The 12,493-nt window shown below is 61.1% G+C and carries 12 protein-coding genes; 9 read left to right on the top strand and 3 right to left on the bottom strand.

The genetic code is table 11. The features are described from left to right. Positions 1 to 10: 10 nt before the first annotated feature. Entirely contained in the window at positions 11 to 961 is a 951-nt protein-coding gene (gene speB, locus ACOI7Z_RS10990; protein ID WP_087849591.1) for an agmatinase, read from the bottom strand. Positions 962 to 1,076: 115 nt separating this feature from the next. Here speB and ACOI7Z_RS10985 point away from each other — a divergent pair, with 115 nt between their 5' ends. Continuing rightward, the gene (locus tag ACOI7Z_RS10985; RefSeq protein WP_420702229.1) at positions 1,077 to 1,988 is read left to right on the top strand and encodes a LysR family transcriptional regulator; all 912 of its coding nucleotides are present in this window, start codon (positions 1,077 to 1,079) and stop codon (positions 1,986 to 1,988) included. Between the two features lie 194 nt (positions 1,989 to 2,182). On the opposite strand, the gene ACOI7Z_RS10980 is transcribed toward ACOI7Z_RS10985, so the two are convergent. Continuing rightward, positions 2,183 to 2,806 carry a hypothetical protein gene (locus ACOI7Z_RS10980; RefSeq protein WP_087849590.1) on the bottom strand — a complete coding sequence of 208 codons (624 nt, stop codon included), beginning with the start codon at positions 2,804 to 2,806 and terminating at the stop codon, positions 2,183 to 2,185. 203 nt (positions 2,807 to 3,009) lie between these two features. Continuing rightward, positions 3,010 to 4,131, bottom strand: a complete 1,122-nt coding sequence (locus ACOI7Z_RS10975) for an FAD-dependent oxidoreductase (protein ID WP_087849589.1) — start codon at positions 4,129 to 4,131, stop codon at positions 3,010 to 3,012. Between the two features lie 185 nt (positions 4,132 to 4,316). Here ACOI7Z_RS10975 and ACOI7Z_RS10970 point away from each other — a divergent pair, with 185 nt between their 5' ends. The 8 genes from ACOI7Z_RS10970 to ACOI7Z_RS10935 all read left to right on the top strand — a co-directional run bounded on the left by ACOI7Z_RS10970 (position 4,317) and on the right by ACOI7Z_RS10935 (position 12,492). After that, on the top strand, positions 4,317 to 5,216 hold the full coding sequence (locus tag ACOI7Z_RS10970) for a LysR family transcriptional regulator (RefSeq protein ID WP_023290720.1): 900 nt from the start codon (positions 4,317 to 4,319) through the stop codon (positions 5,214 to 5,216). Between the two features lie 120 nt (positions 5,217 to 5,336). Next, positions 5,337 to 6,494 (top strand): alpha/beta hydrolase family protein, encoded by a 1,158-nt coding sequence (locus ACOI7Z_RS10965; RefSeq protein ID WP_023290719.1) that lies wholly within the window; start codon positions 5,337 to 5,339, stop codon positions 6,492 to 6,494. A gap of 22 nt (positions 6,495 to 6,516) precedes the next feature. After that, entirely contained in the window at positions 6,517 to 7,437 is a 921-nt protein-coding gene (locus tag ACOI7Z_RS10960; protein ID WP_044524437.1) for a VOC family protein, read from the top strand. After that, on the top strand, positions 7,437 to 7,796 hold the full coding sequence (locus tag ACOI7Z_RS10955; protein ID WP_048298070.1) for a Rieske (2Fe-2S) protein: 360 nt from the start codon (positions 7,437 to 7,439) through the stop codon (positions 7,794 to 7,796). Before ACOI7Z_RS10960 ends, ACOI7Z_RS10955 begins: the two co-directional genes overlap by 1 nt. Continuing rightward, positions 7,774 to 8,757, top strand: coding sequence for a fumarylacetoacetate hydrolase family protein (locus tag ACOI7Z_RS10950; RefSeq protein ID WP_032454935.1), 984 nt, complete (start codon positions 7,774 to 7,776; stop codon positions 8,755 to 8,757). Before ACOI7Z_RS10955 ends, ACOI7Z_RS10950 begins: the two co-directional genes overlap by 23 nt. A 3-nt stretch (positions 8,758 to 8,760) precedes the next feature. Further along, the gene (locus ACOI7Z_RS10945; protein ID WP_023290715.1) at positions 8,761 to 9,552 is read left to right on the top strand and encodes a cyclase family protein; all 792 of its coding nucleotides are present in this window, start codon (positions 8,761 to 8,763) and stop codon (positions 9,550 to 9,552) included. A 229-nt stretch (positions 9,553 to 9,781) separates the two neighbouring features. Beyond that, positions 9,782 to 10,984 carry an MFS transporter gene (locus tag ACOI7Z_RS10940; RefSeq protein WP_240513459.1) on the top strand — a complete coding sequence of 401 codons (1,203 nt, stop codon included), beginning with the start codon at positions 9,782 to 9,784 and terminating at the stop codon, positions 10,982 to 10,984. Between the two features lie 197 nt (positions 10,985 to 11,181). Next, on the top strand, positions 11,182 to 12,492 hold the full coding sequence (locus ACOI7Z_RS10935; RefSeq protein ID WP_043521376.1) for a carbohydrate porin: 1,311 nt from the start codon (positions 11,182 to 11,184) through the stop codon (positions 12,490 to 12,492). The last annotated feature ends 1 nt before the right edge of the window (position 12,493 follow it).

Raw genomic sequence — 12,493 nt, 5'->3', positions numbered from 1 at the left:
GGCGGCTTCCTCAGGCGTACTTCACGCCGGGCAGGACGCAGAGCATCTCGTACAGCAGGTTGGCCGCCAGCTGGGAGGTATTACCGCTCACGTCATAGGGGGGCGAGACTTCAACCAGATCGGCGCCAATCAGGTTCAGGCCGCGGCAGCCGCGGACGATCTCCAGCGCCTGAATGGAGGTCAGGCCGCCGACTTCCGGCGTCCCGGTTCCCGGGGCCCAGATAGGATCGAGGCTGTCGATATCAAAGCTGAGATACACCGGCCCGTCGCCCATCTGCTGGCGGACTTCGGCCATCAGCGGTGCCAGCGAGGTATGCCAGCACTGCTCCGCCTGCACCAGGCGAAAGCCCTGGTCGACGCCCCACTGGAAGTCCCCGGCGGCATAGCCCTGGGCGCGCTGGCCAATCTGCACCACCCGCTTGAGGTCGAGTAGTCCCTCCTCAACGGCGCGGCGGAAGGTGGTGCCGTGGGCGATTTTCTCACCGAACATCTCATCATTGGTGTCGGTATGGGCGTCGACGTGGATGAGCCCCACCGGCCCATGTTTTTTGGTCAGCGCCCGCAGGATGGGCAGGGTAATGGTGTGGTCCCCGCCGAGGGTGAGGGGGATCAGCGTATAACTATTCAAACCGGTGTAGTAATCTTCAATAATTTGCACCGATTTGAGCAAACTGTAGGTATTGATCGGCACATCGCCGATGTCGGCTACCGACAGCGAGTCGAACGGCGCGGCGCCGGTCGCCATATTGTACGGACGGATCATCACCGATTCGGCGCGAATATAGCGCGGTCCGTAGCGCGTGCCTGAGCGCTGCGAGGTGCCGATATCCAGCGGAATGCCGACAAATGCCGCATCAAGTCCCTGTAAATCTTCGATAAACGGCAGGCGCATCATCGTGGCGCGGCCGGCGAAGCGTGGCATCTCATTGCCACCCTGCGGTTGGTGAAAGAGGTTATCCATGTCTGCTCCTGAATCTGACGGATGAAACGTAACAGGAGAGATAGTGCGCAAGCCGCGCTGGACTTTACATCGTCTGGCGTAAATACTCAGTTCATTTATTGGTGAACTAAATACGATGCATCACGACGCCAGCCTCAATATTCGCCAGCTGCAGGTTTTCGAGGCGGTGGCCCGCCTGGAGAGCTACAGCCGGGCCCAGCAGAAGCTGGGCATTTCCGTCTCCGCCATCAGCAATGCGATGTCGCAACTGGAGGGGCAGCTCGGCTTCACCCTCTGTCAGCGCGGGCGCGGCGGCTTTTCCTTAACGGAAAAAGGACAGCAGTTTTTACAGCAGGCGATCCGCGTGCTGAGCGAACTCAATGAGCTGGAGCGGCAGTCGGCCCTGCTCAAAGGGGAGCACAGCGGCACCCTGTGCATTTCGACGCTCGACTCCATCGAGACCGAAACGGCGCTCTCGCTGCCGGTGGTCTTGCGCAGCTTCAGCGACAAATTTCCCCATGTGCATATCAAACTGATTATTCGCACCCCGGCGGAGCAACTGAACGGGGTGCTGAACAACCATATCGACCTGGCCATCGGCAGCTACAACTCGCAGGTGCATAACATCATCAGCGAGCCACTGTATCGCGAGCAGCACTGGCTCTATTGCAGCGATCTGCACCCGATGTTCTTCAGCCGCCAGCTCGATAAAGAGCAGATCAGCCAGTGTCCGCTGGTGACCCGCAGCTACTGGAACACCAGCGATCTCCGCCGCCGGGGCTTCAGCAAAGGCAGCGCCACCGTTGAGACCGTCGACGCCCAGCTGCTGCTGATCCTCTCGGGGAAATATATTGGCTATCTGCCGGAGCATTACGCCTGGCCGTGGATCAAAGAGAACCGCCTGCGGGTGCTGTTGCCCAACGAGTTTGGCTTTCAGTCGCCGTTCTCGGCCATCTGTAAGCGCGGGCGCAGTAATGAACCCTATCTGAAAGCGTTCCGCGATCTGCTGAAGAAAAACACGGTGGCGCGGCCGAAGTGGAATTATTAAGCGGGGCGGACGCTTCCCTCCGCCGTGGTGGCGGGGTTCGCGCTCAGCGCGCGGTCCGGCGGGGGTGTTTTCCTGTTCAAAAAACGAACGGTGGCCGGTAGCCCGCTTGTGCTGGGGCTGCCGGGCAACTGCCTCCAGGTTATCCACAGGGTTAGGGGCCGCTGATGTGGACAGGTCGCCGGGCGGTGGGCGGGTTAGCGATTCGCTTTGATGGTTTTTTCCGCGATCGAGAGGGTGGAGAGTTTATGCAGGCAGATCAGCGCCAGACAAACCCCGCAGGCGAACAGATAACTTGCCATACAGAATTTTTGCAGACGGGATAAATGATTAATCCGCTCAATCACCGCCGGGCTGGCGAGGCCTTCATAGAGGAAAGGCAGAGCCGTTAAGAAGCCGCCAATAAAATAGAGCGCCAGACTGATGACTTCGACGCATTTGCGATAGAGCCAGAAGCGATAGCCCCGCTTTTTCCATTTGAATATCCGCTTTTCATTATTGACGGAAATTAAATGCTGGCACTTGCTGTAATTATCAATATCGCTGACCGGATTTTTGCATTTCAACAGTATTTTTCGTTGTTCCATGGTCAGGTTTTTATCTTTGGTCAGCGCGGCGATACCATATTCGTACGCGATCCGTTGCAGATCGGGGTCGTCGCTGTTTTTATGCAGCGCAGCGGCGAACTCACTGATGTTTTTGCGCGAGGTGAATATTTTATCTTTAGGGAATACCCAGCCAGAACGCACGGCAAAAATTTGAATAATCAGCGGGATAATAGCGATAGCATATTTTAAGATCACAGTCGGAATAATATTCATCTCCGTATTTTCCTTATCCATGATAAAGGCGGGCTGAAATATACCTTAGCCATCATGATGGAGGGGTGTCAAATATCACGAGGCACGCCGGTATATTTTCCATGGCGAAAGGTGAGCGTCTGGTGAAAGAGGGGAGAGGGCGGTCGTGTCGACGAATGAACAAGAGAATACTCCGCCGGCCTGGCCGGCGGAGGGGGCGTCGTTTATATCGGTCTCGCCGTCAGGGTCATCATATCGCCGATCGCCCGCTGACGGTCAAAATGGCGATCGCGGTGGATCTCGCTCTCGCCCACCTGCAGCGAGGCGGCCCAGATCTGCTGACAGCGCGGCCGACGGCGGGCGTCAAAATGCGCCAGCGCGGCTGCGACGCTGTCGGTCTGCTGCAGCGCTTCGCGCAGCACGATGGCATCCTCAATTGCCATGCCCGCCCCCTGACCGAGATGTGGGGTGGTAGCGTGAACCGCGTCGCCCACCAGTACGACTCGTCCCTGATACCAGGGATCGTCGACGAACAGCTCCTCCAGCGGCTTATAGACGACCTCGTCGTTGTTAACGATATGCTCCCGCAGGCTCCCCGGTAACCCCGCGCCGGGCGGCAGACGGCGGCGCATCTCCGCCGCCAGCTGGTAGCGGGCGTAGCGGGGGTTATCCGCTTCGTGGGAGGTGATAAACAGATACATCAGATCTTCCCCCAGCGGCACCAGCCCGCAGTTGCAGCTCTCGCCCATAAAGCACATCAGATGGTCCACCTCCGGCGGACGCGGAAAGTTGTAGCGCCAAACGCCCTGACCGGTAAAGCGGGGACGATAGCGCTCGCCATACAGCATGCCGCGCACCCGGGAGTAGATCCCGTCGGCGCCTACCAGCAGATCGTAGCGCCCCTGGCCGCCGCGGCTGAAGCTCACCTCCACGGCATCGTCAACCTGACGGATGGCGTCAATACTCTCGCCAGTGGTCAGTCGGACCCCCAGCTCCCGGGCGGTGGAACAGAGGACGTTGTGCAGGGCCAGGCGGGAGATGCCGACGTTGGCCGGGAACTGTTCACCCGCCAGCCGCTGGCCGGGAAAGCTGGCCAGCTGGTGGCCGCTCAGGGTGTGCACTGAGACGCTGTCAAACGGCCAGGCGGCGTCCAGATAGCGTTCCAGCACCCCAAGCCGCTGCATTTCCCGCACGACATTGTTCTGCTGAATGATACCGACGCCGTAGACCCGCCACTGCGGCTGGATCTCCACCACGTCGACGGCGACGCCGGCCTGGCGGAGGGCGATGGCGGTGCACAGACCGCCGATGCCGCCGCCAACGATTAATACGTTATTGATGTTCATCGTAGCTGTTTTCTCCAGGGTACAGAGTAGAGGACGTTAACCAGGCCAGCGGCGCGCTGACTAATCGCGATAAAGAATGATCGCTATCGCAAAAAACGATATCGCCGTGGAAATTGAAAACAAAAAGTTGCAGAAAAGTTAAATTAAGCCACAGGATAAGCACGCCATTTCTCGCCGGGGGACCCATGCGTTACCAACATCTTGATCTGAACTTACTGGTGGCACTGGATGTGTTACTCGATGAACAGAACATCACCCGCGCCGCGGGCCGGTTGCATATGACCCAGTCTGCCACCAGCGGGGTGCTCAACCGGCTACGCACCTACTTTGAGGACGATCTGCTCACCCAGGTGGGCAGAAAGATGCGGCCCACGCCGCTGGCGGAAGAGCTGCGGGAGCCGGTCCGCGACGTGCTGATGAAAATTCAGACCTCCATTGCCCGCCGGCCGGTGGATGAGCCGGCAACCAGTAAGCGCCATTTCCGCATTATGGCCTCGGATTACGTTATCAACGTGATGCTGAAGGATGCGCTGCAGGCGGTACATCTGCAGGCGCCGAATATGACCTTTGAGTTTTTCTCGCCGGACGCCCAGTCCACCGGCATGCTCAACCGCGGCGAGCTGGATATCATCGTGGCGCCGGAGCGTTTTATGGCCGCCGACCATCCCGCCGAAGCGCTGTTTGACGAAGAGTTTGTCTGCCTGGCCTGGGCGGACAATCCCCACACCGGCGAGGCGCTGACCCTTGAAGCCTGGCAACAGCTGGGGCATGTGTCGGTGGTCTTTGGCCGCGAGCGGCAGCCGGGGCTGGAGGGCAATCTGTTTGCCGAGTCGGGGCTGAGCCGCCGTATCGAGGTGGTGACCCACAGCTACCACTGCGTTCCGCAGCTGCTGATCGGCACCTCGCGGATCGCCACGCTGCACCGGCGGCTGGCGGAGCAGTACGCGGCGATGCTGCCGCTGCGTCTTTTCCCGGTCCCGGTGACGCTGCCGGTCATGCGCGAATTTATCGGCTGGCACCGCTCGCTGGATAACGATCCTATCTTCGGCTGGCTGAAAGCGAAAATCGTCGCCAGCGCACGCTAACCCACTGGTATTGCTCCCGTCGATACCTGACATCCTGAGACATGATTGGTCGCCCGCAGGTGCTTTATGTGACAGTGCCTGCGCTACAGCGATTGCGACTGAATGTTGAAGGATGACCCTATGTTTCGCTATTTCCCTAAAAACTATGTCTGGAACCTGTCGGTGGATCTCTCCATCGAGATGGGCGCCCGCATCGGTGAGATCGAAGAGATGTGCGCGCCGCTATTGGCCGCGTCCGAGCATCCCGACGCCGAAGGCACCCGCGCGTTCCGGGAAACCTGGTCCCGCATGGCCGATAAATTATGCGCGCTGGCCGGCGAAGATGAGGCGCGGGGGCGGCGGCTGTCGGCAGGAGAGAAATATCTTCGGGCGGCCAACTATTACCTGACCTGCGAGCGCCTGCAGGCGCATGGCGCGCCGGACCGCGATGCGCTGTACCGCCGCTTTCTCGATGTCTTTGCCGCCGGGCTGCACCATACCCATGCCAACTGTCAGCGGGTGACTATTCCCTACGAGGGCAAAACCCTGTCGGCGCTTTACGTCCGCGCCGAAGGGGCGACCGGCCGCGCGCCGCTGCTGGTGCAGGTCAACGGTCTCGACTCCACCAAAGAGATGAAATATCTGGTGGGGCTGCCGCAGTGGCTGGCGCGGCGCGGGGTCTCCTCGCTGGTGGTCGACCAGCCGGGAACCGGCGAAGCGCTGCGTCTTCACGGCATGCAGGCCCGCTATGACAGCGAGCACTGGGCCAGCCGGATCGTTGACTGGCTGGAACAGCACCCGGAGGTGGATGCCGGGCGTATCGGCATGGAAGGGGTCTCGCTGGGCGGCTATTACTGCCCGCGGGCGGTGGCGTTTGAGCCGCGCTTCGCCTGCGGCGTGGTGTGGGGCGCCAATCACGACTGGCGGGAGGTACAGCAGCGCCGCCGCGAACGCGAAGGCGATTTTCCGGTACCGCACTACTGGCAGCATGTGCGCTGGGTGTGGGGGGGCGAGGATATCGACGCTTTTATGCGCATCGCGGAGAACGTCCATCTCGACGGCATTCTCGACCGCATACGGGTGCCTTTCCTCGTCACCCATGGTGAAAAGGACTCGCAGATCCCGGTGAAATGGGCGCAGCGCACCTACGACCAGCTGGTGAACAGTCCACGCCGCGAGCTGAAAATTTTTACTGACCGCGAGGGCGGTGTGCAGCACTCCAGCTTCGACAACTCGATTAACGCCGGGCACTACATCGCTGACTGGGTGGCGGAAGCCCTCGGCGGCCGGGTGGCCTGAACACGCATAAGGAACAACCGCGATGAATATTCTTGGTCCGGATTATCTGGTATTTGGCGTCGATGACCTGGCGGGCTGCCGACAGTTTCTTCTCGACTACGGTTTACGGGAGCAGGAGAACGGTTTCTTTAGCGCGCTGGATGGCACCGGGGTGCTGCTGCGGGAGCGTGACGATCCGTCGCTGCCCGCGGCGCTGCCCAGCGGCAGCCAGCTGCGGGAAACCGTCTATGGCGTGGCGGATAGCGCCACCCTTGAGGCGATCGCCGAGACGCTGCGCCGCGATCGCGAGGTGAAGCTCGGCGCCGACGGCGTGCTGCGCTGCGTCGATGATGCCGGCTTTGCCCTCGGGTTTCGCGTCAGCCAGCGCCAGCCGCTGCAGCGGGAAGGGGAGAAAATCAACGCCCCGGGGGATCGCGCCGGGCGGCCGGTCAACCAGACCGGGGCCAGCGCTGACATGGCGGCAGAGCCGCGCTCGCTCTCCCATGTGGTCTATTTTGTGCCGGACGCCGCGCGCGCGGAAGCCTTCTATCAACGGCTGGGCTTTGTCTGTACCGATCGCTTCACCCACGTCGGCCCCTTCCTGCGGCCCGCCGGCACCCAGGATCACCATACCCTGTTTCTGATCCAGGCCCCGCCGTTTATGACCGGTATTGAACACTTTACCTTTCATCTCGGCGGCCCCACCGAGCTGATGATGGCCGGCAGCCGCTTTCAGCAGAAGGGGTATCAGACCTTCTGGGGGCCGGGGCGCCATCAGCTGGGATCGAACTGGTTCTGGTACTTCAACAGCCCGCTCGGGTGTCACATCGAATACGACGCCGATATGGATCAGCACGATGACCACTGGCAGCCGCGCGAAGCGCTGCCGGGAGCCGATAACTCGCAATATTTCCTGCTGGGGTATCGCGAGAAGTGGGCCCCCGGTCCGGATAACGCCCGCTGATGGTTCGCCTGTGCCGTGCCGACAGCCTGGCCGAGGGCCAGGCGCGGGGATTTGACCCTACGGGCAGCGGGCAGGCGACGGTGATTGCCTGCCGCTATCAGGGAACGCTCTATCTGTGGCGTAACCGCTGTCCGCATCTGGATACCCCGATGAACTGGCGGCAGGACGCTTTTTTCAACGCCCGGGGCGACCGGCTGGTCTGCTTCGCCCACGGGGCGATTTTTATGCCGGACAGCGGCCTCTGCGTGCAGGGCGCCTGCGTAGGCCAACGTCTGAGTCCGCTGGCTGGCGAGGTGGACGCCGACGGCTGGCTCTGTCTGCTGGAGGAGGCAGGTTATGAAACTGGCAACACGAGATAACGGTGAACGCGACGGCTGCCTGGTGGTGGTCTCGGGCGATTTGACGCTGATGGCCGATGCGGCGGATATCGCACCGACGCTTCAGCAGGCGCTGGAGCAGGCCGCGCGGGTCTGGCCTGCGCTGCAGGCGCGCTATCAGGCGCTCAATGCGCGCCGATACCCGGCGGCGCAGCCCTATGATCCCCGGCGCCTGCTGGCGCCGCTGCCCCGCGCCTGGCAGTGGCTGGACGGTTCGGCCTTCCTCAGCCATGGCGAGCGCATGCAGCGGGCCTTTCATCTGCCGCCGATTGCCGGCGCCGACCAGACGCCGCTGATGTATCAGGGCAGCGGGGACGACTTTCTTGCTCCCCACGCCGGGATAGTCTGCCGCCGGGTCGAGGACGGTCTCGACTTTGAGGGCGAGTTCGCGGTGGTGGTGGACGAGGTGCCGCAGGGGTGCTCGCCGCAGCAGGCGCTGAGCTGTATCCGCCTGATCGTCTTGCTCAACGATATCAGTCTGCGGGCGCTGGCGCCGCGCGAGATGCAGACCGGGTTTGGTTTTATTCACGCCAAACCCGCCTCGGCCTTTGCGCCGGTGGCCCTTACCCCGGATGAACTGGGAGAGGCCTGGCAGCACGGGCGGGCGGCGCTGACGCTGCAGGTGACCCGCAATGGCGAGCCGTTTGGCTGCCAGTCGGGCAGCGAGATGCATTTCCATTTTGGCGAACTGATTGCCCATGCGGCGCAGACCCGCCGCCTGCGCGCCGGGACGGTGGTGGGTTCCGGTACGGTGTCCGGGCCGGACGCCAGCCGCGGCGCCAGCTGTATCGCCGAGGTGCGGGCCATAGAGATGCTGGCCTTCGGCGAGCCGCGCACGCCGTTTTTGTCCCCGGGGGAGCGGGTGACGATGGAAGCCCACGCCCCCGATGGCCGGCCGCTGTTTGGCGTGCTGGATCAACATGTTGTGATGTTAACGGAGTAAACCATGATCAATCTTTTACAGGGGCGTCGGCTGATCGACCTCTCCGTCACCCTGGATAACAATCCCTGGACCGACCCGCCGCCGCTGCTGCCGAACATTGAGTATCAGGATCATCAGCAGGGATGGCCGGAAATGGCGGCGATGTTTCCGGGACTGGAAAAAACGCAGATGCCGGGAGAGGAGGCCTGGGCCTCGGAGCGCCTGACCGTGACGCCGCACAATGGCACCCATATGGATGCTCCCTGGCACTACAGCTCAACCACCAACGGCGGCGAACCGGCGTTTGGCATCGATGAGCTGCCGCTGGAGTGGTGCCTGCGCCCCGGCGTCCGGCTGGATTTTCGCCATGTCGCCGACGGGGCGATCCTGCAGCCGGAGGATCTGCAGCGCGAGCTGGCGCGGATCGATTATCGCCTGTCGCCGCTGGATATCGTGTTAATCAATACCGCCGCCGGCGCCCGCTACGGCCAGCCGGATTATCTGCAGCGCGGCTGCGGCATTGGCCGGGCGGCAACGCTGTGGCTGCTGGAGCAGGGGGTACGGGTGGTCGGCACCGACGCCTGGAGCTGGGATGCGCCCTTCCACTTTACCCGCGAACGCTTTCAGGCCAGCGGCGACGCCGGGCTGATCTGGGAAGGACATAAAGCCGGCAGGGAGATCGCCTATGGGCAAATGGAGAAGTTGAGCAATCTGGAGCAGCTTCCCGACCACGGCTTCTGGGTGAGCTGTTTTCCCTACAAGATCCGCCGCGGCTCGGCCGGTTTTATCCGCGCGGTGGCGATTGTCGACGCCTGAGGGAGTCGATGGTTATGTTAATTTAATGTGAATGCATTGTATTAATTGTGATAGCAATCGCAGTCCATGCCACCTGCATCCGGTAGGGTAGAACGGTATGTGTGCTGAGTTCGCTGCGGCGTGTTCAGCCAGGATACCGGGGCGACAGAGCGCCTTTCTTTATCGATAAAAAATAGAACTGTAATTCATATTCTAAATAAAAAGCAGTGACGGAGAGCGGAAGATGGTGATGCACAAGGTTTCAGCAACCCCGCGCGAGGCGGGGGCCGTACAGGCGATTTTACTGATGTTGGCGGCCCTGTTACCGATCATGGGGACCTTGACCATGCTGCCGGTGATGCCGCTCCTGTTCGGCCATTTTGCCGCGCAGCCGCACGCCCAGCTGCTGGTGCCGATGATCATCACCATACCGGCGGTGAGCATGGCGCTGCTGGCTCCGCTGGCGGGGCGGGTGGGCGATCGCCTGAGCCGTCGTCGCCTGCTGATTGCCGCCACCGCTCTGTACGCGGGGTTTGGCCTGCTGCCGGTGATGCTCGACGATCTGTATGCCATTCTGCTGGCGCGACTGGTGATGGGCATCGCCGACGCCTTTATTTTTACCACCGCCAATGCGCTGATTGGCGACTACTTTGCCGGCGAGGCGCGCAGCAAATGGCTGGCGGTGCAGAGCGGCATCGGTTCGATACTGTCGACGCTGATCGTGCTGGGCGCTGGCCTGCTGGGCACCCTGGGCTGGTATGGCCCGATCTACCTGTATGCGCTGGCGATCCCGGTCTTTATCGGCCTGTGCCTGTTCACCGCTGAGCCGGCGACCCGCCGTCGCGCGGACAGCGTCGCTGACGAGGAGCCTGTCGCTTTTCCACGGCGCAAAATGGCGACGATCGGCCTGATTACCCTCGCCAGCGCGATCCTCTACTTTCTCGAGCCGCTGCAGATAAGCCAGGTGTTCAGTCAGCTCGGGCTGACCTCCAGCAGCCAGATCGGCATCGCCACCGCCGTTGCGGGCATTGGCGTGCCGCTGGGCGCCTGGTTGTATGGCCGTAGCGCCAGGCAGCGTGTCGACAGGCAGTTTTTCCTTTTTTACGCCATTTTTGGCCTCGGTCTGCTGTTTATCGCCGTGGCCCACAATCCGCTGGCCGGCGTGGCGGCAGCGTTCGTCGCGCAGGTTGGTAACGGAATGCTGATCCCTCTGATGCTGGCCTGGATGTTGGAAGCCCTGCCGGCGCCGCACCGGGCGACGGGGATCGGCATCTGGCACACCTTCTTTTTCCTCGGCATGTTCATCAGCCCGGTTCTGATGACCTTGCTGAACGGCATGACCGGCAGCATGCAGGACAGCCTGCTGCTGTTTGCGCTGCTGACGCTGGCTATCGCCGGCGCGACGGGTATCGCCAGCGCCCGGATGGGGGGCCGCCGCGCGCTGGCTCGTTAATTTCACCTGACGACATGATTACCACACGCCCGCCGGTCTCCCGGCGGGAAGGGGAGGCCATTATTTAGAAAAAGCGTACACCTTATTTAGCGTTAACTTTCAGCCTAATTAATCCCTGTAAATAAACGTATTGTGACTAATTTATTTTTCACGATATGGCGCATCTTACCTGCAAAAAATAAAAATGAGGGTTTATTATGAGTCTCTGCTGTACCGACGTAAGTAAGAAAATAGTGTTTCCACTTTCGGCGCTGACGCTGGCGATATTCTCCAGCACCGCGCTGGCCGATACCTGGACCTGTGAGCAACTGGATAAACTGAATACCCGCTCCGCGCAGGTCGTCAGCCCTCCGTCGACCTGCGAATCGCTCATCGGCGATATTGGCGGCTTTCGCAGCGCGCTGGCCGACCGCGGGTGGGGCGTCCAGTTAAGCTGGAACCCGATGGTGATGTACGATCTGAAAGGCCAGTCCGCTGACCCGCAACAATATGCCGGGCAGAATTTTACCTGGTCGCAAAATATGTCGCTGAACGTCACCTACGATTTAAGCCGAATTGGTTTTAGCAAAGACGCGCAATTTACCTTTTCTCCCCAGTGGGCGACCTCGAATTATCATGATAGCTATCCGGAACTGCATAATATTGCGGTGCTGGCGGTGAACCAGCCCTTATTAAACGGCCAGCTGGAACTGCAGTATGGTTTTTATCCGTTAATTCGTCAGTTTTACGGCATGGTGCTGGGGGGGAACTCCTCCTCCGCCGCGCTGGGGCCGACCAGCGTGATCCCGGTGCAGGTGGGGATCAGCCTCAACGCGCCGACGCCGACCTTCACCGCCATCGTCCGCGACAGCGATAAGAAGTTCTATAACAACTTTGCCGTCAGCCGCAGTATGTCGCCTGCCGGACATCTCGACGACGTGGAGCAGAACCCCTCGGGGCTGAAATGGCACGTCGATGGCGCCAACCCGATCCTGGTGAATGAGTTTGGCTTTAAGCAGGCGGCGGGCGAGTCGCAGCGATCGCTGTGGTTCCGCGCCGGGGCTATCTATAACACCTCGCACTACCAGTATTTTGACCAGCCCGGCGACAGCAGTAGTAACTATGCGTTCTACGTCGCCAACACCATGCAGCTGACCCAGCCGAAAAAAGGGCTTCCGCTGGGGCTGTATCTCGATGTGAAAGCGGACTACGCGCCGGACGATCGCAATGCTTACACCAGCGACTTTCAGGTGACCTTCTTTGACATCGGCCTGTTTCCCGGCCGCGAGCAGGATATGACCTCGCTGGGCTACACCCGCTCCTTTATCAGTAAAAAGTTCCGCGATTATGTCGGCGAGGCGGGGATGGAAGCGCCGCAGAGCATCAACGCCATCTCCCTGTCGCACGCCCTGCGCGTGACGAAAGGTATTTACTGGATCAACGGTATCACCTGGCAGGATAACCCGACGCTGGTGCCGAAGCATGAGTCGGCGGTCCTCTGGCAGTCCTCGATGTACTGGAACTTCTGAC

It is taken from the genome of Klebsiella sp. C283 (genome assembly GCF_048822555.1).
In the GTDB taxonomy this organism is placed as follows: Bacteria; Pseudomonadota; Gammaproteobacteria; order Enterobacterales; family Enterobacteriaceae; genus Klebsiella; species Klebsiella quasipneumoniae.
Note: the sequence above shows the minus strand (reverse complement) of the source record. Positions and strands in the feature narration are given on the sequence as shown.

Excerpts from the sequence above, each read along its gene's own strand:
- ACOI7Z_RS10945 (WP_023290715.1), top strand. The coding sequence starts at position 8,761 with ATGATCAATCTTTTACAGGGGCGTCGGCTGATCGACCTCTCCGTCACC.
- ACOI7Z_RS10965 (WP_023290719.1), top strand. The coding sequence starts at position 5,337 with ATGTTTCGCTATTTCCCTAAAAACTATGTCTGGAACCTGTCGGTGGAT.
- ACOI7Z_RS10955 (WP_048298070.1), top strand. The coding sequence starts at position 7,437 with ATGGTTCGCCTGTGCCGTGCCGACAGCCTGGCCGAGGGCCAGGCGCGG.
- ACOI7Z_RS10950 (WP_032454935.1), top strand. The coding sequence starts at position 7,774 with ATGAAACTGGCAACACGAGATAACGGTGAACGCGACGGCTGCCTGGTG.
- ACOI7Z_RS10940 (WP_240513459.1), top strand. The coding sequence starts at position 9,782 with ATGCACAAGGTTTCAGCAACCCCGCGCGAGGCGGGGGCCGTACAGGCG.
- ACOI7Z_RS10960 (WP_044524437.1), top strand. The coding sequence starts at position 6,517 with ATGAATATTCTTGGTCCGGATTATCTGGTATTTGGCGTCGATGACCTG.
- ACOI7Z_RS10985 (WP_420702229.1), top strand. The coding sequence starts at position 1,077 with ATGCATCACGACGCCAGCCTCAATATTCGCCAGCTGCAGGTTTTCGAG.
- ACOI7Z_RS10975 (WP_087849589.1), bottom strand. The coding sequence starts at position 4,131 with ATGAACATCAATAACGTATTAATCGTTGGCGGCGGCATCGGCGGTCTG.
- ACOI7Z_RS10980 (WP_087849590.1), bottom strand. The coding sequence starts at position 2,806 with ATGAATATTATTCCGACTGTGATCTTAAAATATGCTATCGCTATTATC.
- ACOI7Z_RS10935 (WP_043521376.1), top strand. The coding sequence starts at position 11,182 with ATGAGTCTCTGCTGTACCGACGTAAGTAAGAAAATAGTGTTTCCACTT.
- ACOI7Z_RS10970 (WP_023290720.1), top strand. The coding sequence starts at position 4,317 with ATGCGTTACCAACATCTTGATCTGAACTTACTGGTGGCACTGGATGTG.
- speB (WP_087849591.1), bottom strand. The coding sequence starts at position 961 with ATGGATAACCTCTTTCACCAACCGCAGGGTGGCAATGAGATGCCACGC.